Below are 26,039 nucleotides of genomic sequence, written 5' to 3' on the forward strand. Positions count from 1 at the left end.
CGCCGCGTAAGGTGTGGCGCATGGTGAGCACCAACGGATACGACGCCCTGCTCGTCGTCTCCTTCGGCGGGCCGGAGAAGCCCGACGACGTCATGCCGTTCCTGGAGAACGTCGTGCGCGGCCGGGGCGTGCCGCGTGAGCGGCTGCTGGAGGTCGAGGCGCACTACCAGGGGTTCGGCGGCGTCAGCCCGATCAACCAGCAGTGCCGCGACCTGATCGCCGCGCTCGACGTCGACCTGCCGGTCTACTGGGGCAACCGCAACTGGCACCCGTTCCTGGAGGACACGGTCCGGCAGATGAAGGAGGACGGCGTCCGCAAGGCGGCGGCCTTCGTCACCGCGGCCTACAGCTCCTACTCGTCGTGCCGGCAGTATCTCGACGACATCGCCCGTGCCCGTGTCGCCGTCCCCGGCGCTCCGGAGATCGTGAAGCTCCGCCACTACTACGACCATCCCGGCTTCATCGCGGCGATGGCCGACCACACCCGCCAGGCCCTCGACCGGCTGCCCGCCGGCGTCCGGGAGCAGGCACGGCTCGTGTTCACCGCGCACAGCATCCCCGTCTCCATGGCCCGCACCGCCGGGCCCACCGGGGGCGCGTACGAGGCCCAGCTCAGGCGGGCCGCCGAGCTGGTGACCGCGCAGGTGGACGAGGGGCGGTCGTGGGACCTGGTCTGGCAGAGCCGCAGCGGCCCGCCGCAGGTGCCCTGGCTGGAGCCCGACGTCTGCGACCACCTGGAGGCGCTGCACGCCGAGGGTGTGCCGTCGGCCGTCCTGGTGCCCATCGGGTTCGTCTCCGACCACATGGAGGTCGTCTACGACCTCGACGTGGAGGCGGCGGCCACGGCCGAGAAGCTCGGCATGGCCCTCACCAGGGCCTCGACCGCGGGCACCCATCCGCGGTTCGTGTCGATGGTGTCCGAGCTGCTCGCCGAGCCGGAGCCCGCCCCGTGCGCGGCGACCTGCTGCCCCGCCCCCGTCCGGCCCGCCGCACGCCCCGGCCAATAGCGGCTCCACGACGGAACGGCCGGTGGCGGCCGCCGCGGCGGGACCCTCCGCCGGCAGGGGCTGTCAGGTCCCTCCGCCCGCAGGTCCGTCAGGTCCCCCGCGTGTCAGGACCCGCAGGTCCCCCGCGCGTCAGGAGGCGTACGCGCGGGCGTACGCGTCGGCGAGCGACAGCACCTTGTTCACGTAGTCCCAGGAGTGGTTGTAGAACCAGACGGCCTTCCTGAGCTTCTCGCCACCCGCGCCGGCCCCGTTGGCGCACAGGTATTTGGCGGCCGACGGCACGGCGTCGTAGGGGCTCCAGATGTCCGCCTCGCCGTCGCCGTCGCCGTCCACGCCGTACGCCTTCCAGGTGGCGGGCATGAACTGCATCGGCCCGAGCGCCCCCGCCGACGAGGGGCCGTTGTTGCGGCCGTGGCCGCTCTCGACCTGGCCGATGGCGGCGAGGACGGTCCACGACAGGCCGGGGCAGACGGTGGCGGACCGCTGGTAGAGGTCCAGGTAGCTCGTGGGCCGTCCCACCAGGGCATGTCCCGGGGTCGCCTGCGCCTGCGGCCGCGGCCGTACGGCAGCCGCGCCGACCCGCACGACCTGCGCGCTCTTGCCGAGCAGACGCGCGACCGACTTGTCGCTCACCTTGGCCGCGTCGCCGTGCACCAGCACCACGACGCCGGAGGGGAAGCCGAGCCTGCGGCCCAGGTCCCGGCTGACCAGGCCGTCCACGCCGGGCAGCCCGAGCGAGGCCGAGGCCGCCACGCGCAGCCTGGGGCCGCCGTCGATCTGGTATTCCGCGCCCAGCACCATGCCGAGACGTTTGATCGCCGCCGGGTCCGCGACCAGCTCGCCCCGCGCCAGCGCGCTCCACACCTCCGGGTGGTCGGCCACGTTCTTCGGCGTCCACGACCGGAACGTGGCCGGGTCGACCGCGAGCAGCCGCAGGGCCGTGCCGGACACGCGCACCTGGCCGCCGTCGGCGACCGCCACCTTCTGCACGTGCCGCAGCTTGGCGATCTTCAACAGCGTGCTCTGCGGCACCTGCTTGGGGGAGATCGCGATCAGGTGCGGCAGCGTGACCTGCACGCCGGGCCCGCCGATGACGGGCGCGCTCGACGGCAGCGTGCGGTCGGGCACGAGGCTCTGCGCCGTCGCCCGCGCGGCGGGACGGGGATCGCCGCCCCGCGCGCGGTCTTTCTCCGCCGGGCCGCCACCGGCCGCGAGCGCGCCGTCGCCCGGCCAGGTGGCCAGAAAGGCGGTGCCCGCGGCCATAACAGTGAAGATCACGACCGCGAGGCCGGTCACGATCGGGCGCAGCCGTGTGGAGGCGGAATGAGTGGACGACCTCACCTCAGACCCTCCACCCCCGGTGCGGAAAAATCACTTGCCTCATGATAAGCGGGTACGCGATGGTCAAACCGGAGACAAACGCCGTCCGCGTGTCCCGGGACCACTCGGGGCCGCCGCCGCAGTCGTACGGCCGGCCCGGACGCACACGCACGACAGTGCCGAGCACAGTGCCGAAGGGGAAACACAATATGGTCGGGCCGTATCGGGGGCTGTTCGGCACGCCCGGAGTCAAGGGCTTCGTCATCGCGGGGTTCATCGGCCGGGCGCCCATGTCGATGCTCGGCATCGGCGTCATCCTGCTGATCACCGCGATCACCGGCTCGTACGCGAAGGCGGGGGCGGTGGCGGCGACCTTCTCGATCGCGGTCGCCGTGGCCGGGCCCCTCACCGGGCGGCTGGTTGACCGGTTCGGCCAGGCGCGGGTGCTGGTCCCGCTGGTGCTGATGCACGCCTGCTCGCTCACCACCCTGATGCTGTGCGCCCACTCCGGGACGCCCGAGTGGACGCTGTACGCCGCCGGTGCGGTGTCCGGGGCCACCGGGATCTCGCTCGGCTCGCTGGTCCGGGCCCGCTGGTCGCACGTGCTCGCCGATCCCGCCAAGCTGCACACCGCGTTCTCGTTCGAGTCCGTGGCCGACGAGGTGATCTTCGTCGGCGGCCCGGCCTTCGTGACCGCGCTCACGATCGCGATCAACCCCTACGCGGGCCTGATCGCCGCGATCGTGCTGACCGTGTCGGGCACGCTGGCCTTCGCCGCGATGCGCGGCACCGAGCCGCCCGCCGTACGGCACCGGGGGGCGGCCGGGTCCCCGATCGCGATCCCGGGCGTGGCGCTGCTGTCGGCGGTGTTCCTGGCGATGGGCGCGGTGTTCGGCTCCGTCGACATCATCACCGTGGCCTTCGCGGAGGAGCACGGCAGCAAGGGCGCGGCCGGTCTGCTGCTCGCCTCGATCGCGTGCGGCAGCGCGGTCTCCGGCCTGTGGTACGGCTCGCGGCACTGGAAGATCAGCCTGCGCGCCCGGTTCGTCCGGGGGCTCTCGCTGTTCGCCGCCGGGCTCACACCGGTGCTGCTCATGCGCGACGTGCGGGTCATGGCGCTGGCGCTGTTCGTCGCCGGCCTGTCCATCTCGCCCACCATCATCACCGGGTTCTCGCTGGTGGAGCGCATGGTCCCGGCGGCCCAGCTCAACGAGGGCATGGCGTGGGTCACCACCTCGATCAACCTCGGCGTGGCCGTGGGCTCCTGGGCGGGCGGACGGCTGACCGACGCGTTCGGGGCGTCCAACGCGTACGGCTTCTCCTACGCCTGCGCGCTGCTCGCGGCGGTCGTGGGCCTCGCCGGCTCCGCGCTTGTCCGGGTGCGTCACCAGCACACGAACTGAGCGGCCCGTAGGCAGCGGGGCGTCTCATGAGTAGTGTTCATGTTCACCTCAGGGCTACGGTTTCGCCCCGGGGCACGGTTTCACCTTGGGGCACGGTTCACCCCCGGGGCACAGTTTCACCTTGGGCACTGTGCCGGGGCGAGGAGGAGCATGGACGCCTTCGTCAACTGGGCGCGCAACCAGTCCGTGAGGCCCGCCGAGATCCGCACCCCCGCGTCGGCCGCCGAGGTCGCCGACGCCGTACGGGACGCAGCGAAGACGGGCCGGCGGGTGCGCATGACCGGCACGGGGCACTCGTTCACCGGGGTCGCGCTCACCGACGGCATCCTCCTGCGGCCCGGCGCGCTCACCGGCGTCCTCGACGCGGGCGACGGGTGGGTGAAGGTCGCCGCGGGCACCCCGCTCCACGCGCTCAACGAGGAGCTCCACCGGCGCGGCCTGGCCCTGGCCAACATGGGCGACATCACCGCCCAGACCGCCGCGGGGGCGATCCAGACCGGGACCCACGGCACCGGCAGGCACGTCGGCGGCCTCGCCGACCAGGTCGTCGAGCTGGAGATGGTGCTCGCCGACGGCTCCGTGACGACCGTGCGCGAGGGCGACCTGTTCGACGCGGCCCGGGTCGGCCTCGGCGCGCTGGGCGTGCTGACCGCCGTCACGTTCCGGGTGGAGCCCGCGTTCCTGCTGCGCAACCGCCGCGAGCCGATGGCGCTCAGCCGGATCCTCGACACGCTGGACGACCTGACGGAGGCCGACGACCACCTCGACTTCTTCTGGCTCCCCCACACCGACACCTGCCTGGTCAAGCGCAACAACCGCGACACCGGCCCGGCCCGGCCGCCCGCCGCCTTCAAGCGCTGGCTCGACAACGTCTTCCTGGAGAACACGCTGTTCGGCGCGGCCTGCGCCCTCGGGGCCCGCTTCCCCGGCGCGGTGCCCTCGATCAACGGGATCTCCGCGCGCGTGCTCGGCACGTCGGAGTGCGTCGACACCTCTTACAAGATCTTCACGTCGGTGCGCGAGGTCCGATTCCTGGAGATGGAGTACGCCATCCCGCGCAACCACCTCGCCCAGGCCCTGCGGGAGACGCGGGACCTCGTGGAGAGGGCGGGCTGGCCGATCACCTTCCCGGTCGAGGTGCGGGTCACGCCGCCCTCGGACGCATGGCTCTCCACCGCGTACGGCAGGCCCTCGGCGTATGTCGCCTGCCACGTCTACCGCCAGGCGCCCAACCCGGCGTACTTCGACGGCGTGGAAGAGATCATGGTCAGGCTGGGAGGCCGGCCCCACTGGGGCAAACTGCACACCCGCGACGCGGACTACCTGCGCGGCGTCTATCCGCGGTTCGGCGATTTCCTCGCACTCCGCCGCGAAATGGACCCGGACGGGCTGTTCTCCAACGATTACCTCGACCGGGTGCTCGGCGCGTCGCGGGAAGGCTGACCCCATCCCCGCGTAAAGTCCCTCTCCACGGTCCGGCGTCTTCCGCGTGTCGCGTTGCCCGCGCCGGCCCTCGGGCAGGCACATTGCGGAGCACGGGCACACCTGAGCCCGGCGCGCCACTCGAACCCGAGGGAGCAAGCAGGAATGAGACCCTCCCGCAGGTCCGGCCGCACGGCGTACGGCACGGTCACGTCGCCGTGCGCCGCGCCCGTGCCGTACGGACGGGCGGTGGGCGCGCACCACCTGAGGAGACACGACCCTCGCTCTCGCCTTGTGGGCCGGATCGGCGGCACGGCCGCCGTCCACGGACTGCCGCTCCCACACGACCGACAGGTTGCGGAAAGGTGAACGCGAAAAATGTGACCGGCGTCACAACACCTGCCTCGCCCCCTGGCGAGGCGATGTTCGGACATGCCGGGTACGGTGCTGGAAGGCAACCGGCTCACGCGAGAGACTCAAGGGTCCGGGGGAAGACAGAGCACGACGACGAAGGGACTCGCATGCAGGAGCTCCGTCTCGTCGCGGTAAGTGAGGACGGAACGTACCTCGTCCTGGCGACGGCCGGGCGGGGCACGCGCTTCACGCTGCCCGTCGACGACCGGCTCCGCGCTGCGGTCCGCGGCAACTTCTCCCGTCTCGGCCAGTACGAGATCGAAGTGGAGAGCCCGTTGCGTCCCAAGGAGATCCAGGCGCGCATTCGTGCCGGCGAGACGGCGGAGGAGATCGCGGCCACCGCCGGTATTCCGGTGGAGAGAGTCCGCTGGTTCGAGGGGCCGGTGCTCCAGGAACGCGAATACATGGCCCAGCAGGCCCAGCGGGTCTCGGTCCGCATGCCTGGCGAGACGACCCCCGGGCCCACGCTCGGCGACCTGGTCGCCGAGCGGCTCACCCGGCGCGGCGTGCCCGCCGACGAGATCGACTGGGACTCCGCGAAGCGCGACGACAACCTGTGGCGCGTGCGGCTCGGCTTCGTCTGGAACGGCCACACCCGCCACGCCGAGTGGCTCTTCGACCCGCGCCGCCGCCACATCACTCCCAACGACGACGAGGCCATGCGCCTGTCGGCCGCCGAATACGTCGAGCCCGAGCGGGACGACGCCACCGTGCGTCCCTTCATGCCCCGCCTGGCGTCCAAGCTCGCCCCGGTGCCGCCGCTGCCCGTGGAGCCCTCTCCCCGCCGCGACGAGCCGGGTCTCAGCGTGCCCGCCGTACGCTCCGAGCCCGCCGTGATTCCCGAGCCCGTGCCGCCGCCGCGGCTGAGCCCGCCGCTGCGCGCGGAAACCGGCCGCCCCGAGCGGCCCGAGCCGTACGCGGACGAGCCCGCGGCGTACCGGCCCGAGCTGACCCCGGTGCCCTTCCGGCTGCCGCAGTCGCTCATCGCGAGCCCCGATGTGGCACTCCCGCCGCCCGCCGCCGAGACCAGGGTGGAGAGCCCGGCCCAGACCTCGTCCGCGGCCGAGGCCGCTCCTCCGCGTACGCCCGCCGGGGACGGCGCGGGCCGTACGGACGCTCAGGACATCGCGGGACGGCAGGCCGCGGCGCAGGCCGCTGCGGATGCGGCGCAGGGCGCCGTGACCGGCGGAGCCGGTGTCGCTCCTGCGCCGTCCCACCATGAGGCGCAGGAGGCCGCGCCCCCGGCGGCACCCGTGGAGCGGGCGGTTCCCGAGGACGCGACGACGACCACGAGCACCTCTGCCGAACCGACTGTGGGTTCGGGGACGGCGGACGCCGGGGCCACGGACGACGTGGCCGCTGTGGCGTCCGCCCAGAACGCCGAGGCCCACGCCGCCGCTCGCGAGAGCGTGGAGGCCACCGTGAAGGCCGCTGTGAAGGCCCCTGCAGAGGCCCCTGCGGAAGCTCCCGTGGAAGCCGCCATGGAAGCCGCCGTGGAGGCCGCCGCACCTGCGGAGACCGCGCCAGCGGCCGAGGGACCGGCCGCCGCGCCTGCCTCGCAGCCGGTCGCCGACCCGGCCCCGGTCATGGCTGCCGACACGAACACGGCCGCGGACACGGCCGGGGGCGACGCGGGGGACGAAGCGTCCGCGGCCGCCGCCGTTCCCGTCACCGTGCCCGCGCCTGCTCCACCGGCGGAGTCCGCGAAGGAACCCGCTGCGAGCCCCGCGGCCGACGCGACAGCGGCGAGCGTGCCCGCGCCGAGCACGCCCGCGGATAGCACGCCTGCGGATAGCACGCCTGCGGAGAGCGCTGCGGAAAGCACCGTGGCGTCCGCCTCTGCGCCCACTGCTGCGCCCACTGCTGCGCCCACACCGAAGCCCACTCCGGCGCCTGCCGCTCCTGCGGCGGACGCCACCACGCCCGCGGCCCCGGCGGCCCAGGTTCCAGCGGCCCAGGTTCCAGCGGCACAGGCCGTGCCGCCCGCGCAGCCTGCGGCTGAGGCCGCGCCCGCTGCTCAGGCGCCCGCAGCACAGGCACCCGCAGCACAGCCCGCGCCGCAGACACCCGCAGCACAGCCCGCTGCGCAGGCTCCCGCCGCCGCTCCGGCGCCCCGGGCGGGGGACGCGCGGAAGGCGCAGCGCACCGGCGACGCGTCCAAGGACGGGGCGAAGGAGACGCAGAAGGAAGCTCCGAAGGACACCAAGCCCGAGACGCCCGCGCCACCCGTGCCGAAGCCGGCTCCCCCGCGGCCCCGCAAGTCCCGCGGACGCCGGGCGTCGGTGCCGACCTGGGACGAGATCATGTTCGGGGCGCGCAAGCAGGACTGACCGCACAGGACCCGGCGGCTTCCGCGTACTGACCACGCAGGACACGGCGGCTTCCATGTACTGACCGCGCAGGACTCGGCCGCTTCCGCGTACTGACCACGCAGGACACGGCCGCTTCCGCGCACTGACCGCGCAGGACACGGCCGCTTCCGCGCACTGACCGCACAGGGCACGGTGGCTTCCGCGCACTGACCACGCAGGACACGGGGGCTTCCCACGTGGGGTTGATCCGCGACAGCCTGCTGCTGGTGCGCGGGCGGGTCGTGGCGCTTCTCCTTGACATCGAGAGCCGTCACACCGAACCGGCGTGGTCACGACTCCACGTGTGAAGGCCGGTCGGCGGGTTCGCGAACTCGCCGAGCGGCCTTCCGCCGTCTGTCCGGGCCCCTGCTCACGATCCTGAGCGGGCGCATGTTCCGGTCCGGATGTTCTTCACGCGGCGTCCTCATCGCCCCCAGGACTCGTATCCGGGAAGACTCGGTTCGCGGCGGGACCGGACGCGCCCCTCGTGGCATCCCACGCGGCACGGACCGCGTGGAGGCGTCCGGAACAGTTCCGCACATTCGTGGATCTTGTCCTGTGTCCCGTCCATCGAGGATCTTCCGTATTGCGCCCCCTCTTCCGGAGTACGGCCGGGGCTCGGGGCCTTCCCCATGGAGGTTCACCTTGCGTCGACGATCACGGTGGACACGCGTACGCGTGATCCCGGCGACCACCGTCGTGACCGCCCGCACGCTGGTCGCGCTTCCACGGACGGCGCACGCGGCGGTCACGGGGCCACCGCCGCAGGCGCCCGCGCACCTGTCGGCCGGCGGAGCGGCCTTTCACCGTCACCCGGACGGTCGCCAGGCAGGAGGGGCTGCGGCAGAACGGGACGGCTGAGCCGTTCGGCCTCATGTCCATGGCGCCGGCCGACGCGTCGATCGTCGTCCGAGGGGCGAAGCTCGATTCGCCGATCGACCCGTGGCGGCCGCGGAGCGCCAACAGGCCGCATGTCTGGTGCACCCACGCGCCGGGCCGTCGCCCGGGCGGCACCATCGAGCCCGGCAGCGTCGGCTACCGGCACTACCACGACCATGTCGTCGGCACCGGCCACGGCACTGGCGGCAGCAAGCCGTACGTGACCAAGCGCGGCCGGGGACAACGACAGAGCAAGCCGCAGCTCAGCAAGTGTCGGCCCCGCGCCCGCGGGGATGAACACGGCCGCGGACATGGCTCAACGGGTGGACGAGCGTCGGCCCCGCGCCCGCGGGGATGAACACCGGTCCGGGCGGGCGTCGCTCACTGCCACGACGTCGGCCCCGCGCCCGCGGGGCTGAACAGCGCACGTCGGCGTTCTTCGCCATGGCGTGAGAGTCGGCCCCGCGCCCGCGGGGATGAACATGTCCGACGAGGACATCAAGGATCCTGCTCATGCTCCTGGGCCGCCTCCAGCTCTCCGGACTGCGCGCTTACTCGGGGGGCTGCCTCGCGTCATAGATCTTTGTTAGTGTTTCGCCCGGATCGACGCCGAAGCGTGGCTTGGGAGGATCGTCGTGTCAGGGCCGTTCAGCGCGCCTCCCCAGCCGGACGGTCTCGCCTCCGCCGCCGAATTCGTCGCCGCGCTGCGCCGTCTCCGCCAGTGGTCCGGTCTGACCTACCGGCAGCTCACGGCCGCAGCCAAGGCGTCGGGAGACGTGCTGCCCAGCAGCACGATCGCGGGGGCCCTCGGACGCACGACCCTCCCCAGGGAGGAGTTCGTGGCTGCCTTCGTACGGGCCTGCGGGCTCGGTGAGGCCGAGACGGCGCGCTGGGTGGCGCACAGGAAACGGCTGGCCGCAGGCATGGTGCCCCCGGCCGATCCGCACGACACGGCCGTAGGCCGGAACCGCCCGACCGGACCGCCGGAGAAGCCCCGCCCTGATGTCCGGCGCGACGAGGCCGGCAGCGCCGACCCCGGCGGTCTCGGCGAGCGTGACCAGGCCGATCACACGGTCCAGGCCGGAACCGCCCGCCAGGCCGATTCGACGGCCCGAGCCGATCCCACCGGCCGGACCGGCCCCGCAGCGCGGGCCCACTCCACGCGCCAGGCGGAACGCGCAAGGCGGGCCGATTCCCCAGGCGACGCCAGTCCTGGAGCCCAGGCCGGTCCCAGGGCTCAGGCCGACATCGCAGGCCAGGCCGATTCCACAGGCGAGGCCAGTCCCAGGGCACAGGCCGACATCGCAGGCGAGGTCGATCCCACAGCCCAGACCGATCCCGCCGCACCCGCCGGGGCGGGCGGTCCGCCAGGACCTGACGCGGCAGCCGTACGGCTGGGGACACGGGCACTGCGGCGGCTCACCGTGGCAGGGGCCGTCGCCGCGGTCCTGCTCCTCGCCACGGGCGCGGTCCTGGCGCAACTGCGCATCTCCTGGGCCGGCGGCGACGCGCGGCCCTCGGCCGCTCCCGAGGAGCACCACACCCCGCCCGCCACCTCCCTCGCCGTCCCGACGGCCGGAAGCAAGCGCCCCCCGCGCGACGGGTGGTATCACGTCGTCCCATTGCACGTCGCCGACCGTGACCTGTGCCTCGGGGAGGGACGCGAACGCAACGGGAGGACCGACCGGCCACTGGCCGTGCAGCGTCCCTGCCAGGATCTCGTCCCCGACACCTATCTGCGGGCGGCCGGCGGCGCCTACGAGATCCAGTGGCACCATCCCAAGGAGGGCGTCGGTTGCCTCACGGTCGACGAGGCACTGCGCGGCCCGGGCGCGCTGGTCGCCCCCGAGAACTGCACCGGAGCCCGGCACCAGCGCTTCGTGCTGGTGCCCGCCGGGGCGGGGTTCGCACTGCGCCCCCTGCACAGCGGGCTGTGCCTCGGAGCGCTGTACGGCGAGCCCGACGTGGTCCCCGGCGCCGAGCTCGCCCAGCAGTCGTGCACCGGGCAGCGCGACCAGGTGTTCCTCTTCCGCCCGGTTCCCGTCCCCCCGTGGACGCGCGCTCATCGCACCAGCGCGGACCGCGCGTCTCACGCTCTCTTTCCCGCTGGGGTCACGAAGCGAGGAACGGCGCAGCCCGTACCTGCGTGACGCGCGCCGCGCCTGCGTGACTCGGAGCACGCCCGCGAACTCGGGCCATACCCGCGCGGAGCATGCCCGCATGGCTCGGGCCATACCCGCGCGGAGCATGCCCGCATGGCTCGGGCCATACCCGCGCGGAGCATGCCCGCATGGCTCGGGCCATACCCGCGCGGAGCGCGCCCGCATGACTCGGAGTGTGCCCGCGTGAGCTCGGCGGCGAAGGCGACGCCGTGCACCCCCTCGCTGCCCTCCCCTGCGTGTTCGCGTAGGCCCGCCGGCCGCTGTCAGCGATATGTCAGCGGCCGGCGGCCGCCCTCAGTGAGGTGTCAGCGCCGCTCCGCACAGTGGAGGACGCAGCGGAGACGCAGCGAAGGCGCACACGAACGGAGGAGACGCCATGGGATATGCGATCCAGGCCGAGGGGCTGACGAAACGGTACGGCGAGACGAGGGCGCTCGACGGAGTGGACCTGGAGGTGCCGCGGGGCCGCCTCCTGGGCGTCCTGGGCCCGAACGGGGCCGGGAAGACCACAGCGGTGCGGATCCTGGCGACGCTCGTGCGACCGGACGGAGGCAGGGCGCACGTGGCGGGGTTCGACGTGGTCCGGCAGGCGCACCAGGTGCGTACGCTCGTCGGGCTGACCGGGCAGTACGCGGCCGTCGACGAGACCCTGACCGGGGTAGAGAACCTGGTGATGATCGGCCGCCTGCTGGGCCTCACGAGAGCGGAGGCACGGCGGCGGGCCGACCGCCTGCTCGGCCGCTTCGCTCTCACCGACGCGGGCGGCCGGGCGGCCAAGACCTACTCGGGCGGCATGCGGCGCCGGCTCGACCTCGCCGCGAGCCTCGTGGGCCGTCCCCAGGTGCTGTTCCTGGACGAGCCGACGACCGGCCTCGACCCGCGCAACCGCACAGAGCTGTGGGGCGTCGTCCGCGACCTCGCGCTGACCGGCCACCGTGCCGAGGCCCCGGATGAGGCGGACGACGGGCAGGACACGGGAGCCGCGGCGTGAGGTCGCGACGAGAGCCGCAGGACGCACGAAGCGACGAGGAGAGACGATGACCACGATCACCCGCGCCACGCCCGCTGTCGCGGTGTCCTCCCGGCCGGGCGCCGGGGCGGCCCTGCGTCACACGGCGACGCTCGCCTGGCGCAGCCTGGTGCAGATCAAGCACAACCCGATGGAGCTGATCGACCTCAGCGTGCAGCCGATCATGTTCCGCTCGTCGCCCGACTCCGCCAGGCGCTCCGCGGCGTACGCCCTGATCGTCTCCAGCATGCGGTAGCGGTCGCCGTCGAACACGACCAGCGACTTTTCCACCAGCCTGCCGAGCACGTCGACGTCGCCCTCGCAGACCTGCTCGGCGGCCTCCAGCGTGGCCCCGCCCGCGAACACCGCCCGCGAACACCGCCAGCCGCGCCGCGAGGACGCGTTCGCGGGCGTCGAGCAGGTCCCAGCTCCACTCCACGACCGCGCGGAGCGTCTGGTGGCGGGGCATCGCCGTACGGCTCCCGGCGGTGAGCAGGCGGAACCGGTCGCCGCGCCGTTCGGCGACCTGCCCGGCCGACAGCGTGCGGAGCCGGGCGGCGGCCAGTTCGACGGCGAGCGGCATGCCGTCGAGCTCGCGGCAGATGCGCTCGACGGCGTCGCGCTCGCCGTCCACGAGGTAGCCGGGCCGTACGGCGGCCGCCCGCTCGGCGAACAACCGTACGGCGTGGTCTGCGCCGAGCGGCCCGACCGGCCACAGCCTCTCACCGGTGATGCCGAGCGGCTCCCTGCTGGTGGCGAGGACGCGCAGGCCGGGGCACTCGGCGAGGAGCCGGTCGGCGAGCACGGCGGCGGGCTCGGCCACGTGCTCGCAGTTGTCCAGCACGAGCAGCGTGTCGCGCGACGCCAGAGCGGCGACGAGCCGGGCCACCGGGTCGGCCTCCCCGCCCGGCCCGCCCGGCATGGCGGGCACGGCGCGCACGGGCACCAGGCCGGTGTCGCGCAGGCCGAGCGCGGTGAGGGCGGCCTGCACCACCTCCGCCGCGTCGTTGACCGGCGCGAGCTCGACCAGCCACACGCCGCCGGGCACCCGCGAGGCGATCGCCTCGGCCGACTCCACCGCCAGCCTCGTCTTGCCCGCCCCGCCCGGGCCGAGCAGCGTGACGAGGCGGTCGGCGGCGAGGAGCGCGCCGATCCTGCCGACCTCGTCGTCCCGGCCGACGAAGCTGGTCAGCCGGGCCCTCAGGTTGCCCCGGCGCGCGGCACGCGGCGGCGCCTGCGCGACGGGGGAAGTCCCCTGCTCCACCCCGGCAAGTCCCTGGAACGCGGGGGTGAGACCCGGGGGCGGCCGGGTGTCCTCCCGGGAGGGCTCGCCCCTCAGCATCGCGAGGTGGAGCTCGGCCAGCGCGGGCGAGGGGTCGGCCCCGAGCCGGTCGGCGAACACCGACCGGGCCTCTTCGAAGGCGGCGAGCGCCTCGACCCGGCGGCCCGCCCCATAAAGAGCACGCATGAGCTGCCCTTACGGCCGTTCCCTGAGCGGATGGGCCGTGACGAGCAGCCGCAGCTCCGAGACCAGGTCCGCGTGCCGGCCCAGGGCCGGCTCGGCCTCGATCCTGTCCTCCGTCGCCGCCTGCCTCAGCTCCTCCAGCCGGGCCACCTCGACCTCGGCGTACGGCAGGTCGGTCAGCGGAGCGCCGCGCCACAGCCCGAGTGCCTCACGCAGCAGGGCGGCGGCGCGGCCCGGATCGCCCGCGGCCAGCGCCGCGGCGCCCTTCCGCGCCAGGCGGGCGAACCGATGGAGGTCCACCTGATCGGGGAAGACGGCCAGGCGATAGCCGGACGGCCCGCCGGCCACCAGGTCACGGCCGACCGTGGCCCGCAGCCGGGACACCAGCGCCTGCAGGGCGTTCCCCACGCCGCTCGGCGGGCGGTCGTCCCACACCCCCGCCACGAGCGCCTCGGTGGAGACGGTGCGGCCGGCGTCCAGCAGCAGGAGCGTCAGCAGGGCTCGCAGCCGCCGCCCGCCGACCTCGATCGGCCGCCCGTCGCGCCGTACGTCGAGGGGGCCCAGAACGGCGAAGCTCATGCCCGATCCCGGCGTGTCCCCCTGCATGCCTAGATTGTGGCGGATAAGGGCGCCCAGGGCCGCACATCCCCACTTGACGGTCCTCGACCCGTACGAGTCGATTCGGGCAAACACAGAGGTCAGCGGCTCGCAACAGGCCGGTCATCGGTACGGATCACCGCGATCCGGTCGGGGCACCTGTCCAATCCGCGTAGCATCATCGGGCATGGGATCGCCGAGAAAATCAGCGGTCACGCGAGCCGCCGTCACGGTGACGGCTCTCACGCTGGCCGCGTCGGGCTGCGGAATCCTGGGCGGGGGATCGCCGAGGAACCTCGACGTCATCAACGTGTCGAGCCCGCAGTTCCGCGACGGCGCCCCCCTGCCGGACGACTACTCCTGTAAGGGGGGGCAGGGCAACCCGCCTCTCCGCTGGTCGGGCACGTCGGGCGCCAAGTCGGTGGCCCTCGTGGTCGACGACAACAGTCCCCGCAGCGGCCCGGAGGTGCACTGGGTGGTGTTCGACATCGACCCCGCGACGACCGAGCTGGGCATGAACGACGTCCCCCGAGGGGCCCGGCAGGGCAGGAACTCGAGCGGGAAGGTGGGCTATGCGCCCCCATGCCGGGCCGACGGCAGCTACCGTTTCACTGTCTACGCACTGAACGCGAAGCTCGACCTGAAGCAGGGCGCCGACCTCGCGGAGACCCTGGAGGGCATCGCGAGTCACACCATCGCCCGTGGGCGCCTCACGGCGAACACGATCGAGTGACATGCTGAGCACCGGAGGTAGTCGTGCTACACCAATCTTCACCTAGGGTGTGACAACGGTCATTGTGGTCGAGCAGAATCGGATCCAATTGCTGAGCGCAGGTGACCAGAGGGGGCAGGTCGCGTCGATGGCCGCGCGATCTCACCGGCGCCGCAGAAAGGCCATGGCCTTGAGGGTGGTGCTATGACTGCGGTCATTTCGGGTCTTGTCGCCGTCGTGCTTCTCGTGCTGCTGGTCGTGGCGCTGGGCATGCGGTCGATGAACCGCAGGGAGAGTGCTCTCTCCGCCGAGCGCATCAAGGCGATGGCCGAGAACAAGGGCCCCAAGCCCCGGCGGCCCGCCGAGGAGACGTTCTTCGAGAGCTTCCCCAAGGGGTTCGACGCCTTCGAGGAGCCGGAGAAGCAGAAGCCCGCGCCGCGTCCCGCCCCCCGTCCCGGCGGGCGGCAGGCGGCGCGTCCCGCTCAGCGCGGCGGCAAACAGCCCGCCGCCGCCCGCGGCAAGCGCGGCGTGGACGAGTGGGGCGAGGCCGACGACTACGACGACGACTACTGGTCGCGCGTACGCGCCGACGATGGCGGCTTCGGGGGGACGATCGCCGCGAAGATGGCCGCCCCCCGGCCGGTGGACGAGCCCACCGGCGCGCCCGGCGCGACGGCCCGGGGAGCCGACCCCGACGCCGCGACCGTGCAGGCTCCCCTGCCCTCCCGTCCGAACCGCCCCCGCCGCGCCGGTGCCGACGAGCCCGCGCGTCCCGCCGCTCCCGTCCCCGCCTCGGCCATCGCCGACCAGAAGACCGTCACCTTCTCCGCGCCGACGCCCGACCTGCTCGACGCGTCCGCGGCTCCGGCCGGCTCCCCCACGACCGGTCCCTTCGACGCGAACCGCGCGACCGGCCCGTTCGACTCCCCCGCCGTGAGCGGCGCCGCCGCGTCCGCGGCGAGCGATCCCTTCGCCGCCGCGGGGCCCCAGCCCAGCACGCCGGGCGCCGCGGGCACGCCGGGCGCGTCCACCCGCAGGCCGAGCAGGTCCGGCCGGTCGTCGCGGGCCGCGGCCCGCCGCGCCGCCGCCTCGGCCGCCGGTGGCGACACCGGTCAGACGGGCACCTCCTACGACACCCGGCGCTCCACGGGCTCGTTCCCCTCGACCCCCGCGACCGGCTCGTACGGCACGCAGCCGGCCGCCGATCCCCTGGGGATCTCGGCGAGCACCGGCCCGTTCGGGGCTCCCTCCTACGACTCGCCCGCGGCCACCGGGCCGTTCGCCACGCAGGGCGGCGCGGGCTCCTCCGACGTCCGTGCGACGGGCGGCTACGACACGCCGTCCTCCTCCATCCCGGCCACCGGGTCCTTCGCCACCGGCTCGTACGACCCGGCCCGCACCAGCGGCGCGTTCGAGGCCGCGACGCCCGCCGCCTCTCCTGCCGACGCCCTCGCCGACCCCGCGCCCCGCGCGACCGGTGGCTCCTTCGACGCCTGGGCGGCGACGAGCTACGAGACCCCTCGGTCCGACGCCTACGACGCGTCCCGCACCGCGACGGGCCCGTTCCGCGCGGCCGACGCCTCGGCGTCGTACCCGCCCGACCCGGCGGTGACCGGCCCCGAGACCGGCGGCACCGACCCCGGCTGGCCGGTCGCGGGCAGCTACCCGCCGGTCGCCGCGGCCCCCACGACGGGCTCCTCCTCCTGGCCGAACGCCCGCGACGTGCTCGACGACCCGGAGCCGCCGCGCGGCGCGTCCTCGTGGCCGAACGCGGAGACCTACCAGACCCCCGCCTACGACGGCTACGCGTCCACCTACCCGGCCGGCTCGCAGCCGCCGTCACCCGCCGCGCCCTCCACCCCGTCGTACGAGGTGAGCACGGGCTGGGCGACGATCGACGCCTCCGACACGGTGACCGGTCCGGGCTCCGCGACCGCCTCGCCGTACGAGTCGGCGGGCTATGACGCGCCGTCGGGACAGAGCCAGTACGGCTACGACCAGCAGCAACAGCAGGGATACGGCGGCACCCATCCCTCGTGGCCCGAGCAGCCGGCCGCCGGCGGAAGCTGGCCCGCCTACGACGAGGTCTACGGCGACGCCCCCACCTCGGCGAGCGGGCGGCGGCGGGGCAGCCGCCACCGCGACCCGGAAAGCGATTATCCCGACTACTACCGGTGATATTCCCGTTGCCTGCCTGGTGACCGTCTCCGCGGCTGACCTATTGTCAGCCCATGACAATCAGTGACGAGACGATTACGCCGGGTAACTGGATGTCCGTACTCCGGCATGACGTGCCCGCATCGCTGGTGGTCTTCCTGGTGGCGGTGCCGCTGTCGCTCGGCGTCGCGGTGGCGTCCGGTGCGCCGGTGGCGGCCGGGCTCGTCGCCGCCGTGGTCGGCGGCGTGGTGGCCGGCGCCCTCGGCGGCTCCGTCGTCCAGGTCAGCGGGCCGGCCGCGGGTCTGTCCCTGGTGGTCGCCGAGCTGGTCCACACCTACGGCTGGCGTGCCACGTGCGCCATCACCGTGATGGCCGGCCTGCTCCAGCTCGCGCTCGGCGGGCTGAAGGTCGCGCGGGCGGCGCTCGGGGTCTCCCCCGCGGTCGTCCACGGCATGCTCGCCGGGGTCGGCGTGGTGATCGCGCTGTCCCAGCTGCATATCGTGCTCGGCGGTTCCCCGCGGCGCTCCGCGCTGGAGAACGTGCTCGAACTTCCCGCCCAGATCCTCGACAACCACACGCACGCCGTCATGATCGGCGTGCTGACGATCGGGGTCCTGCTCGTGTGGGGCCGGATCCCCCGGCTGCGCGCCGTGCCCGCGCCGCTCGCCGCGCTGATGATCGCCACGCTGACGGCCGCGGTGTCGGGCTGGGATCTGACGAAGGTGGACCTCCAGGGCGGGTTCGCCTCCGTTCAGGGACCTGTGATGCCGCAGGGCGACTGGCACGCGATCGCGGGAGCCGTCCTCCTCGTCGCCCTCCTCGCCGGAGTCGAGTCGCTGCTGACCTGCGTGGCGTCCAACCGCCTGCACGACGGTCCCCGCGCCGACCTCGACCGCGACCTCACCGCGCAGGGCGTGGCGAACATGGTGTCCGGCGCGCTCGGCGGCCTTCCGGTCGCGGGCGTCGTCGTACGCACGACCACCAACGCGCGGGCGGGCGCCCGCACCCGCTGGTCCTCGGTGCTCCACGGGGTGTGGGTGCTGCTCTTCACCGCGCTCTTCGCCTGGATGATCGCGCTGATCCCCCTGGAGGCGCTCGCGGCGCTGCTGCTGTTCATCGGCGTGCAGATGGTCAACCTCGGGCACGTCCGCAACCTGCACAACCACCGCGAGGTGCCGGTCTACTTCGTGACGATGGCCGGTGTCGTGCTGATCGGCCTGGCCGAGGGCGTGGCGATCGGCCTCGGGCTGGCCGCCCTGCTCGCCCTGCGCCGCCTGGCCTGGGTCTCCGTCGACGTACGGCCCACGGGCGAGCGGCGCTGGCGGGTCGTCGTCACCGGGTCGCTGACGTTCCTCGGCGTGCCCCGGCTGACCGAGGCGCTGCGCGGCATCCCCGCGGGGGCCGCGGTCGAGCTCGACCTGCACCTCGACTTCATGGACAACGCCGCCTTCGAGGCGCTGCACGCCTGGCGGCTTGAGCACGAACGCACCGGCGGCGTGATCGACGTGGACGAGCCGCACGCCGAGTGGTACTCCGCCGCGATCAACGGCGTCCGCCTGTTCCCGGCCAGGATTCCGCCCCGGCACGACCGCTGGTGGCTGCCCTGGGCCTACCGGCGCCGCTCCCGTTCCCTGGCTACGGCCGGGTCCTACGCGGTGATCGGCGCCGACGGCGGGAAGCACGACGACATCTCCATGCTCTGCGAGCCGCAGGGCGTGCCCGATCTGCTGGAGGGGACACGGGAGTTCCAGCGCAGGACCGCGCCGATGGTCCGCCCGGTGCTGCACCGCATGGCCCGCAAGCAGTCGCCGTCGCACCTGTTCATCACCTGCGCCGACTCGCGCATCGTGCCCAACATCATCACCGCGAGCGGCCCCGGCGACCTGTTCACGCTGCGCAACATCGGCAATCTCGTGCCGCGCGCCGGCGCCGTCCCGGCCGACGACTCGGTGGCGGCCACGATCGAGTACGCCGTGAAGGTGCTCGGCGTACGCACGATCACGGTCTGCGGGCACTCGGGATGCGGCGCGATGGCCGCCCTGCTGGGTGAGGTGCCCGACCTGCCCGCGCTGCGGAGCTGGCTGCGGCACGGACGGCAGAGCCTGGCCAGGTTCGTGGCCGCCGAGCCGCATGACGACGACACCGGGCCGCTCGACCGGCTCTGCCGGATCAACGTCATCCAGCAGCTCGACAATCTGCGGACCCATCCGTTCGTGGACACCCTCGTACAGGCCGGGAAGCTGGACCTCACCGGCCTGTACTTCGACATCGGCGCGGCGCGGGTGCACGTGCTGGAGCAGGAACGCTTCACGCCGGTCCCCGAGCTGCGCACCGGCTGAGCTCCGGCTAAGCGCCGGCTGAGTCACGGCGGGGCCGGGCCGGGCCGAGCGGCCCGGCTTCGCTGTCAGCGGATCATGTCCGCCGACCGTGAAACCGGGCGGAGGTGCGACGCGGGCGGGCCAAGGATTGACCGTATGAAAATTCTGGTCATCGGCGGTTCGGTGTTCCTCGGACGCGCCATCGTGGACGAGGCGCTGCGGCGCGGTCATGAGGTCACGACGTTCAACCGGGGCAGGAGCGGGACGGACCTGCCCGGCGTGGAAGCGGTGCGCGGCGACCGCGAGAGCACCGACGACCTGCGGCGGCTCGCCGACGGCAGGCAGTGGGACGCGGTGATCGACGTGTGCGGCTTCGTTCCCCGCGTCGTCCTGGAGTCCGTACGGACGCTGTCGGGGCACGCTCCGCACTACACGTTCATCTCCAGCATCTCCGCCTATCCGGACTGGCCCGGCAAGCCGGGCGTCGACGAGACCTTCCCCCGCCACGAGTGCCCGCCGGACGCGGACGCCGAGTTCGGCGACTACGGCGTGCTGAAGGCCGGGTGCGAGCGGGCGGTCGAGCAGCACTTCGACGGCGGCGCGCTGGTCATCCAGCCCGGCCTGATCCTCGGCCCGCACGAGAACGTGGGCCGGCTGCCCTGGTGGCTCACCCGCATCTCCCGAGGCGGGCGGGTGCTCGCACCCGGCAACCCGGCCTTCCCGATGCAGCTCATCGACGCCCGGGACATCGCGGCGTTCGCCCTCGACCATGCGGCCAAGGGCACCACCGGCCGCTACATGACGGGCGGGGTGCAGGGCAACACGACGTACGGCGACTGGCTGAACGACTGCGTGGAGGCCACCGGCTCGGACGCGGAGCTGGTGTGGGTCGACGACGCCTTCCTGGTGGAGCAGGGCGTGGAGATGTGGACCGAGCTGCCGCTGTGGGCCCCGGAGGCGGACAACCCGGGCGTGTGGACGCACTCCTCCGCCAAGGCCATCGCCGCGGGTCTCACCTGCAGGCCGGTGCGGGAGACCGTCCGCGACACCTGGGAGTGGCTGAAGGACATCCCCGAGGAGCGGCGCAGCTTCGGCGGCCGGATGCGCCACGGCATCGACCCGGACAAGGAGGCCCGCATCCTCGCCGCCTGGGACGCCCGCTCCTGACCTCGACCACCCTGCGGCCGGGTGGGAGTGGGCGCCAGGCCGCGCGCTCGCCCGCACCGCCCAGGCGGGCTCAGCCGAAGCGACGGCGACACCGAGCGCGCCGGGCGAGGGTGGGCGAGTCCGCTACCGGAGCGGGCTCGCCCAGGGCGGAGGCGAAACCGAGCGCGCCGGGCGGGGGCGGTGGACTCCCCTGGCGGAGGGGGTCGTGGGGAGCCGTAGGCTGTCGGCCATGATCTGGGTGGGTGTGATCGTGGCCGTGCTGGTCGTGTTGGGAGTGCTCGGGATGACCGGGCGCCTGCCGGGGACCTCGCGGCGGCGGTCCGCGCCGCGCCCCTCTTCGCGTCCCTCGCCGGGCCGCGCCGGCCGGACCACGGCGCCCGGGGGGCGTGCCCCGGCCGGGGCCACGCGGCCGGGCACCAGGCCCGGCGGCGGTCCGGCCCCCCACACGACGCGCGGCACCGGCACCGGCTCCGGGGCCCGCGACGGAGGCCGGGGTCGCGGCCCAGGCAGAGGCACGGACAGAGGCACGAGCGGAGGCACGGACAGAGGTCCGGGTGGAGGGCGCAGCGCAGGCGGCGCGGTCACCCAGGCCGATCCGCGTCCGGGCGAGATCTGGTGGGCCGACGTGCCCTACGAGGACGGGCCGGGCCACAAGGTGCGCCCCTGCGTGGTGCTCAGGACGCACCGGGGCGGCGCCGAAGTCCTGAAGATCACAAGCCAGGATCGCAGCGACCGCTCCGACCACGTGGAGATCCCCACCCGCACCTGGGACCCGGACGCCGACCACAACAGCTTCCTCGACCTCACCGGCCCGGTCCGCGTGCCCGTCGGCGACTTCCAGGACAAGGTGGGAACGCTCGACGCGCGCATCTGGCGGCAGGTCTGCCGCCTCCACGAGATCACCCCGAACTGAGCCGCACCTCCGCAGGCCTCGCCCCGAGGCCGGGCCCGCCTCCGAAACCGGCCCCCTGAGACCGACCCCGCCGCGTCAGGACCACGCCCGGCCCCGTGACCCCCGCGCCCCGATGCCGCGCTCTCCTTCACGACCGCGCTCTCCCTCACGACCGCGCTCTCCCTCACGACCGCGCTCTCCCTCACGACCGCGCTCTCCCTCACGACCGCGCTCGATCGCGAAACCGCGTCCGAGACCGTGGCCGCCTCCGGGGTCGGCCGTCCGTGTCACTGTGACCCTGCGGGGTCTTCCGCGCCGCCGCGCGGTGGCAGCCCGGCGGCCAGGCCGTCGAGCAGCCTGTCGAGGCCGTACGCGAAGCGGTCGTCGGCGCCCAGGAGTCGCCGGCCGGCCTCCTTCGTCATCCGCTCCAGCATGGGAAACTCACCGGTCGCGATGAGCGACTGCACGAAGGACATGTGCTGCGCCAGCCGCTGCTGCAGGGTCATCCCCGACCGCCGCATCGCCTCGGCCTCGGCCAGTTCGCCCTGGGTGTAGCCGTTCACGTACGCGAAGACCGCGCCGACGAAGGTCAGCATCTCGTCGATGCCCAGGCCGAGACCGTCGAGCATGCCGAGAGCGGTCTCCATCAGGCGTGCGCTGTTCGGGCCGACCTGCGGTCGAGCGGCCGCCAGCGGCGCCAGCCACGGATGGCGGAGCATGGTGCGCCGGGCCTGCCAGGCGAGCAGGCGGAGCCCTTCGGCCCAGTCATCCGGCGGCTGCTGGTCCTCCGGCAGATACTCCCGCACCGCGGTGTCGACCATGAGGTCGAGCACCTCGTCCTTGCTCGTCACGTAGCGATACAGGGACATCGTGCCCGCGCCGAGATCGGCGGCGATCCGCCGCATGGAGATCGCCTCCAGTCCCTCGGCGTCGGCGATGCGGATCGCCGCATCGGCAAGGGCGGCGCGGCTGAAGCTCGGCCGCGGCCCGCGAGCAGGGCGCTCGGGTCGCGTCCACAGGTTCTCGTGGCCCGTCATCGTCAGTCGTCCCGGATCGTCGCAGGTCTCGCGGGTCGTCGCCGCTATTGCGTACACGGTACCCGGTATGTAGGCTCGCCTCGATAAAGTGAGTACGGCATACGCAGTTTCTTGCCGCGCATCGAGGGGATTGTCCATGCCCGCGATCCTCGCCAGGGACGACTTCAGGGCTCCCGGTGTCGAGCTGTTCGACTTCCCGCCGCTCTGGCCGGGCGCGCCATATTGGCTGACCAAGCCCGTGGTGCTGGCCGCGGTCGGCGTGGTCCTGCTGTGCGCGTTCGCGTGGGGGGCCTTCGCGCGGCCGGCCCTCGTGCCGCGCGGCCTGCAGCACCTCGGCGAGTACGGCTACCTGTTCGTCCGCGACCAGGTGGCCCGGCCGTTCCTGGGCAAGGACGCCGAGCGCTGGATGCCGTTCCTGCTCAGCCTCTTCTCGGTGATCCTGCTGTGGAACCTGCTGGGCGTGGTCCCGGGAGTGCAGTTCCCGGTGAACGCCCACATCGCGTTCCCTGTGGTGTTCGCCCTGATCGTGTATGTCATCAAGCTCTGTCTCGGCTTCCGGCACCACGGGGTCGGCGGATATCTCAAGAGCCTGATGTTCCCGCCTGGCCTGCCGAAGCCGCTCGCCCTGGTCCTCTACGCGCCGCTCGAACTGCTCTACGTGTTCGTCACCGCGCCGTTCACGCATGCCGTACGGCTGTTCGCGAACATGTTCGCGGGGCACCTGCTGCTGGCGTTCTTCAGCGCGGTGGGATTCTGGTTCCTCGTCGAGCAGCCCACGGCACTCGGGGCCCCGGTGGGCCTGCTCGGCGTGGCCATGGCCGTCGTGATGACCGGCCTGGAGATATTCATCCAGTTCCTGCAGGCGTTCCTGTTCACCATGCTCGCGGCCATGTACATCGGCAACGCCCTGCACCCGGACCACTGAGCGGGTGCTCGTACTCACCGGTAACTGAGTATCGGCGCTCATGTCCGGCAGCCGCACGCCGCGGACGATGGCATCATGACGCAACCGGTGAAACCCACGACGACGACCGCCTTCTACGTCCAGGCCATCCTCTCGTTCGCGATCTCCGTCGCGGGCCTGGCCGTCGGCATCCTCTACCTTCCGGTCACGACATGGGTGCGCTCCTTCCTCGCCCTCGGGCTGATGTACGTGGTGACCTCGACGTTCACGCTGGCCAAGTGCGTACGGGACCGGCAGGAGGAGTCGACCGTCCTCAGCCGCGTGGACCAGGCCCGGCTCGACAAGCTCCTCGCCGAGCACGACCCCTTCCGTGCCGACTGAGGGCGGCCACTCAGACATGGGGAGGGCGGGATTCCCGCCCCGCTCCCCCGCGTGCACGGTTCCGGTGAGGCACCGGGCTCGTCCGTACGCCGTCGCACGCCGGGCCGCCCGACCAGGCCCGTACGGACGACGGCCGAAGGTCAGTAGGGTGCGCCCATGACCGGCGACATACGCGAGCGCGGGCGGGCGGCCGTCACCGTCGCGGCCGAAGCACAGGCGGCTCTCGACTACTACCTGATCACGCCGGCGGCGGACGGGGACGAAGCCCCGGCCGAGGCGATCGTTGTGGAGGAGTTCACGCTCACCGACGACTTCAGGGCCATCGGCCTGGACACCGCCGGATGGACGGCGGCCGCCGGCGACTGGTGGAGTTCCGCTGCCTTCGGACGCGCGATGCGCGAGGATCCCGGCCTGCGCGCCCGGGTCCGCGCGGTGAGCCGCCCCGAGGCCGAGGCCGCCTACCACGGTCTCGGCGGGGGCGAACTGCCCGGCGAGACGCGGCTGCGGGCTCTGTTCCGCGACCACCAGCCTCTGCCGGACTCCCCTCCCCTGCGCCTCACCCCGCCCAGCGTCCCCGACGGGTTCCACGACACGCGGGTCTACCGCGTGCTGTTCGCCGGTGAGCCACGCCTGTCTCTCCTCGCGGACGTGGTGACGCCCGCCGGGGAGGCCGGCGACCCGGGGACCCGGATCGTCGGCTCTGGCGTACTGCGCGCGGACCCGGACGTCTTCACCTGGGAGGTGCGCCGCATAGGGCCCGGCGTCGCCTGCTGCCTCGATCTCACGGCCCACCTGGGGACCGCGTCCGCCCAGGTCCTCGGGCCGCTGCTGCGGCGGCTGACGACGGCGATGCGCCATGCGGGACCGATTCCCGTGACCGTCGAGCGGTTCTCCTGAGCCCGGACGGCTCGGGCTGCCGGAGGGTACGCGACACAGCCGGCCCGGGGGCCGACCCGCTTGGCGCGGCGGGCCGGCTCCCTTTCGAACGGGCCGGTCTTCAGCGGCGCGCGGCCCCGGCGCCGGTGACGACTCCCATGAGCACAGCCTTCCAGGCGGCCGTTCGCATCGCGGAAATCGCCGGAGGCCACGTCCACATCTTCTGAACACACGCGGGGGTGGTGCTGACGACCGGTCAGGCCGGCGGGAGCCGGACGACGAAGGCGGCACCGCCGGCCGATGACCGCTCCACGTGCACCTCGCCCTCGTGGCCGTTCACGATGTTCCGCACGATGGCCAGGCCGAGGCCGGTCCCGCCACGGTCGCGGGATCGGGCGGCGTCGAGGCGGGTGAAGCGATCGAAGACGCGCTCCCGGTCCTCCTCGTCGATCCCGTCGCCGTCGTCGGCCACCACAAGCTCCGCCGCGTGGGCCGTACGCCGGACATGGACGAACACGACCGACTTGGCGTGCCGCTGCGCGTTGTCGAGCAGTTCGGACAGCACTCGGCGGAGCCGCGCGTCCACGCCGCGCACCAGAGCCCCGCGCACGGCCTGCACCTTCACGTCGTGCCTGTCCGTACGCCGGGCCACTTCGCTCTGCACGAGATCGCCGAGGTCGAGCATGGCCAGGTCGGACGACTGCGCGGCGGCGTGCAGCTGGGCCAGCAGGTAGAGATCGTCGACCAGCGCATGCAGCCGTTCCACGTCGTTGAGCGCTCGTTCGATCAGGCCGTTCACGTCGATCTCGGCGGGATGCAGCCGGGCCTCCTCCAACTGTGCCCGCAGTCCCGCGATCGGGGTACGCAGCTCGTGCGACACATCGGCCTCGAACCGCCGCTGCCAGTCGATGGCCTGATAAAGCTTGCCGCACATGCTGTCGATGCCGTGCTTGATGCCGCGCTCCAGCTCATCGAGTTCGCCGAGACAATCACGGAGGTGGCGGAGCGAGGTCACTCCTCCGGCATTCCCGAGCCGGTCCGTGACGATCCCCATGAACATCTAAAATCACCGTATACACCGCTTTTCCGGAGTTATTCTTTCCCCTATCCCCGTCCGAGGCCCTTGAAGAAGTCAGCGAAGCCGGTTCCGGCCGGGACCGGCGCGAGCGTCATCGGCGAAGCCGGATCGGGACAGCGCGAATCAGCCCGCCCGAAACCGCGATCGACCTGTGATTTCATCCTCGTCTTCGCTCCCGGCATCAGCGCGGGTCAAGGGTCTGTTGATATTGAGCAGGATTGACCGGCCGGGACCGATGACGAAGGATTGTCGATATGACGTATTCCCAGGGCACGGCCCGGCGCTTTCCGTACGCGCTGGTGAAGCTGGTCGTGCTGACTCTCGTGCTGGGCGCCGGGATCGGAGGGGGAATTTTCTTGGCGCTGGCGCTGATGGGGAATTCGGTGTGGGGCGACGGGCTCATTCCCTTCCCGGGCGATCCCATCCCCGGCGATCCGTAAACGGCCGGAATTCCGCCGCCGTTCGTACAGGCGGCCCCCATGCGCTTC

At 73.1% G+C, this 26,039-nt stretch carries 19 protein-coding genes, 2 pseudogenes and 1 CRISPR repeat array; of the genes and pseudogenes, 16 read left to right on the forward strand and 5 right to left on the reverse strand.

Annotation, left to right across the window (positions count from 1 at the left end; all coding sequences use genetic code 11):
- The first annotated feature begins 20 nt into the window (after nt 1-20).
- Nucleotides 21-1,007, forward strand: a complete 987-nt coding sequence (locus tag HCK04_RS04190; protein WP_142645517.1) for a ferrochelatase — start codon at nt 21-23, stop codon at nt 1,005-1,007.
- A 129-nt stretch (nt 1,008-1,136) separates the two neighbouring features.
- On the opposite strand, the gene HCK04_RS04195 is transcribed toward HCK04_RS04190, so the two are convergent.
- Nucleotides 1,137-2,348 carry a lytic transglycosylase domain-containing protein gene (locus tag HCK04_RS04195; protein ID WP_260617102.1) on the reverse strand — a complete coding sequence of 404 codons (1,212 nt, stop codon included), beginning with the start codon at nt 2,346-2,348 and terminating at the stop codon, nt 1,137-1,139.
- A gap of 188 nt (nt 2,349-2,536) precedes the next feature.
- On the opposite strand from HCK04_RS04195, the gene HCK04_RS04200 reads away from it, so the two are divergent.
- The 5 genes and pseudogenes from HCK04_RS04200 to HCK04_RS04220 all read left to right on the forward strand — a co-directional run.
- Complete coding sequence (locus tag HCK04_RS04200) at nt 2,537-3,730, forward strand: MFS transporter (protein ID WP_142645518.1); 1,194 nt, start codon at nt 2,537-2,539, stop codon at nt 3,728-3,730.
- Between the two features lie 150 nt (nt 3,731-3,880).
- Entirely contained in the window at nt 3,881-5,173 is a 1,293-nt protein-coding gene (locus HCK04_RS04205; protein ID WP_142645519.1) for a D-arabinono-1,4-lactone oxidase, read from the forward strand.
- A 500-nt stretch (nt 5,174-5,673) separates the two neighbouring features.
- Nucleotides 5,674-7,896, forward strand: a complete 2,223-nt coding sequence (gene sepH / locus HCK04_RS40920; RefSeq protein ID WP_205829790.1) for a septation protein SepH — start codon at nt 5,674-5,676, stop codon at nt 7,894-7,896.
- 1,169 nt (nt 7,897-9,065) lie between these two features.
- Nucleotides 9,066-9,279: direct repeats of the CRISPR family, unit length 28 nt; unit sequence GTCGGCCCCGCGCCCGCGGGGATGAACA.
- A gap of 152 nt (nt 9,280-9,431) precedes the next feature.
- Complete coding sequence (locus HCK04_RS04215; RefSeq protein ID WP_142645520.1) at nt 9,432-10,946, forward strand: XRE family transcriptional regulator; 1,515 nt, start codon at nt 9,432-9,434, stop codon at nt 10,944-10,946.
- Between the two features lie 388 nt (nt 10,947-11,334).
- Nucleotides 11,335-11,877 (forward strand): annotated as a pseudogene (locus HCK04_RS04220) (ATP-binding cassette domain-containing protein); the annotation flags it as partial.
- Nucleotides 11,878-12,066: 189 nt separating this feature from the next.
- Here HCK04_RS04220 and HCK04_RS41960 read toward each other — a convergent pair.
- Complete coding sequence (locus HCK04_RS41960; protein ID WP_240970997.1) at nt 12,067-12,333, reverse strand: hypothetical protein; 267 nt, start codon at nt 12,331-12,333, stop codon at nt 12,067-12,069.
- A gap of 362 nt (nt 12,334-12,695) precedes the next feature.
- Between HCK04_RS41960 and HCK04_RS41965 the strand changes: the two genes are divergently transcribed.
- Entirely contained in the window at nt 12,696-13,424 is a 729-nt protein-coding gene (locus tag HCK04_RS41965; RefSeq protein ID WP_240970998.1) for a hypothetical protein, read from the forward strand.
- Here HCK04_RS41965 and HCK04_RS41970 read toward each other — a convergent pair.
- Nucleotides 13,367-14,038: pseudogene (locus HCK04_RS41970) on the reverse strand (AfsR/SARP family transcriptional regulator); the annotation flags it as partial. The gene HCK04_RS41965 and the pseudogene HCK04_RS41970 sit on opposite strands and share 58 nt — an antisense overlap.
- Before the next feature lie 178 nt (nt 14,039-14,216).
- Between HCK04_RS41970 and HCK04_RS04230 the strand changes: the two are divergent.
- From HCK04_RS04230 to HCK04_RS04250, 5 genes are all read left to right on the forward strand, one after another.
- The gene (locus HCK04_RS04230; RefSeq protein ID WP_142645521.1) at nt 14,217-14,762 is read left to right on the forward strand and encodes a YbhB/YbcL family Raf kinase inhibitor-like protein; all 546 of its coding nucleotides are present in this window, start codon (nt 14,217-14,219) and stop codon (nt 14,760-14,762) included.
- Between the two features lie 183 nt (nt 14,763-14,945).
- Nucleotides 14,946-16,919, forward strand: coding sequence for a hypothetical protein (locus HCK04_RS04235; protein ID WP_142645522.1), 1,974 nt, complete (start codon nt 14,946-14,948; stop codon nt 16,917-16,919).
- 53 nt (nt 16,920-16,972) lie between these two features.
- Entirely contained in the window at nt 16,973-19,237 is a 2,265-nt protein-coding gene (locus HCK04_RS04240) for a SulP family inorganic anion transporter (RefSeq protein ID WP_142645523.1), read from the forward strand.
- 135 nt (nt 19,238-19,372) lie between these two features.
- Nucleotides 19,373-20,383: an NAD-dependent epimerase/dehydratase family protein gene (locus HCK04_RS04245; RefSeq protein ID WP_142645524.1), complete on the forward strand. Its 1,011-nt coding sequence runs from the start codon at nt 19,373-19,375 to the stop codon at nt 20,381-20,383.
- A 229-nt stretch (nt 20,384-20,612) separates the two neighbouring features.
- Entirely contained in the window at nt 20,613-21,296 is a 684-nt protein-coding gene (locus tag HCK04_RS04250) for a type II toxin-antitoxin system PemK/MazF family toxin (protein ID WP_205829791.1), read from the forward strand.
- A 266-nt stretch (nt 21,297-21,562) separates the two neighbouring features.
- Here HCK04_RS04250 and HCK04_RS04255 read toward each other — a convergent pair whose 3' ends face one another.
- On the reverse strand, nt 21,563-22,369 hold the full coding sequence (locus HCK04_RS04255) for a TetR/AcrR family transcriptional regulator (protein WP_205829792.1): 807 nt from the start codon (nt 22,367-22,369) through the stop codon (nt 21,563-21,565).
- A gap of 79 nt (nt 22,370-22,448) precedes the next feature.
- On the opposite strand from HCK04_RS04255, the gene atpB reads away from it, so the two are divergent.
- The 3 genes from atpB to HCK04_RS04270 all read left to right on the forward strand — a co-directional run bounded on the left by atpB (nt 22,449) and on the right by HCK04_RS04270 (nt 24,494).
- Nucleotides 22,449-23,237 (forward strand): F0F1 ATP synthase subunit A, encoded by a 789-nt coding sequence (atpB, locus tag HCK04_RS04260; protein WP_205829793.1) that lies wholly within the window; start codon nt 22,449-22,451, stop codon nt 23,235-23,237.
- A gap of 75 nt (nt 23,238-23,312) precedes the next feature.
- Complete coding sequence (locus HCK04_RS04265) at nt 23,313-23,597, forward strand: YiaA/YiaB family inner membrane protein (RefSeq protein ID WP_142645526.1); 285 nt, start codon at nt 23,313-23,315, stop codon at nt 23,595-23,597.
- A gap of 156 nt (nt 23,598-23,753) precedes the next feature.
- A complete protein-coding gene (locus tag HCK04_RS04270; RefSeq protein WP_142645527.1) occupies nt 23,754-24,494 on the forward strand; it encodes a hypothetical protein in 741 nt (246 codons plus the stop codon).
- A 235-nt stretch (nt 24,495-24,729) separates the two neighbouring features.
- Here HCK04_RS04270 and HCK04_RS04275 read toward each other — a convergent pair whose 3' ends face one another.
- Entirely contained in the window at nt 24,730-25,527 is a 798-nt protein-coding gene (locus tag HCK04_RS04275) for an ATP-binding protein (protein WP_168065628.1), read from the reverse strand.
- A 278-nt stretch (nt 25,528-25,805) separates the two neighbouring features.
- Here HCK04_RS04275 and HCK04_RS04280 point away from each other — a divergent pair, with 278 nt between their 5' ends.
- The gene (locus HCK04_RS04280; protein ID WP_142645529.1) at nt 25,806-25,991 is read left to right on the forward strand and encodes a hypothetical protein; all 186 of its coding nucleotides are present in this window, start codon (nt 25,806-25,808) and stop codon (nt 25,989-25,991) included.
- The last annotated feature ends 48 nt before the right edge of the window (nt 25,992-26,039 follow it).

This window comes from Microbispora sp. CL1-1, from assembly GCF_012034195.1.
Lineage (GTDB): Bacteria > Actinomycetota > Actinomycetes > Streptosporangiales > Streptosporangiaceae > Microbispora.

Bases quoted from the DNA above. Each gene is read 5' to 3' on its own strand.
- HCK04_RS04205 (WP_142645519.1), top strand. From the start codon at position 3,881: ATGGACGCCTTCGTCAACTGGGCGCGCAACCAGTCCGTGAGGCCCGCC.
- HCK04_RS04265 (WP_142645526.1), top strand. From the start codon at position 23,313: ATGACGCAACCGGTGAAACCCACGACGACGACCGCCTTCTACGTCCAG.
- HCK04_RS04245 (WP_142645524.1), top strand. From the start codon at position 19,373: ATGAAAATTCTGGTCATCGGCGGTTCGGTGTTCCTCGGACGCGCCATC.
- HCK04_RS04250 (WP_205829791.1), top strand. From the start codon at position 20,613: ATGATCTGGGTGGGTGTGATCGTGGCCGTGCTGGTCGTGTTGGGAGTG.
- HCK04_RS04280 (WP_142645529.1), top strand. From the start codon at position 25,806: ATGACGTATTCCCAGGGCACGGCCCGGCGCTTTCCGTACGCGCTGGTG.
- HCK04_RS04230 (WP_142645521.1), top strand. From the start codon at position 14,217: ATGGGATCGCCGAGAAAATCAGCGGTCACGCGAGCCGCCGTCACGGTG.
- HCK04_RS04190 (WP_142645517.1), top strand. From the start codon at position 21: ATGGTGAGCACCAACGGATACGACGCCCTGCTCGTCGTCTCCTTCGGC.
- sepH (WP_205829790.1), top strand. From the start codon at position 5,674: ATGCAGGAGCTCCGTCTCGTCGCGGTAAGTGAGGACGGAACGTACCTC.
- HCK04_RS04270 (WP_142645527.1), top strand. From the start codon at position 23,754: ATGACCGGCGACATACGCGAGCGCGGGCGGGCGGCCGTCACCGTCGCG.
- HCK04_RS04240 (WP_142645523.1), top strand. From the start codon at position 16,973: ATGACAATCAGTGACGAGACGATTACGCCGGGTAACTGGATGTCCGTA.
- HCK04_RS04200 (WP_142645518.1), top strand. From the start codon at position 2,537: ATGGTCGGGCCGTATCGGGGGCTGTTCGGCACGCCCGGAGTCAAGGGC.
- HCK04_RS04235 (WP_142645522.1), top strand. From the start codon at position 14,946: ATGACTGCGGTCATTTCGGGTCTTGTCGCCGTCGTGCTTCTCGTGCTG.
- HCK04_RS04275 (WP_168065628.1), bottom strand. From the start codon at position 25,527: ATGGGGATCGTCACGGACCGGCTCGGGAATGCCGGAGGAGTGACCTCG.
- atpB (WP_205829793.1), top strand. From the start codon at position 22,449: ATGCCCGCGATCCTCGCCAGGGACGACTTCAGGGCTCCCGGTGTCGAG.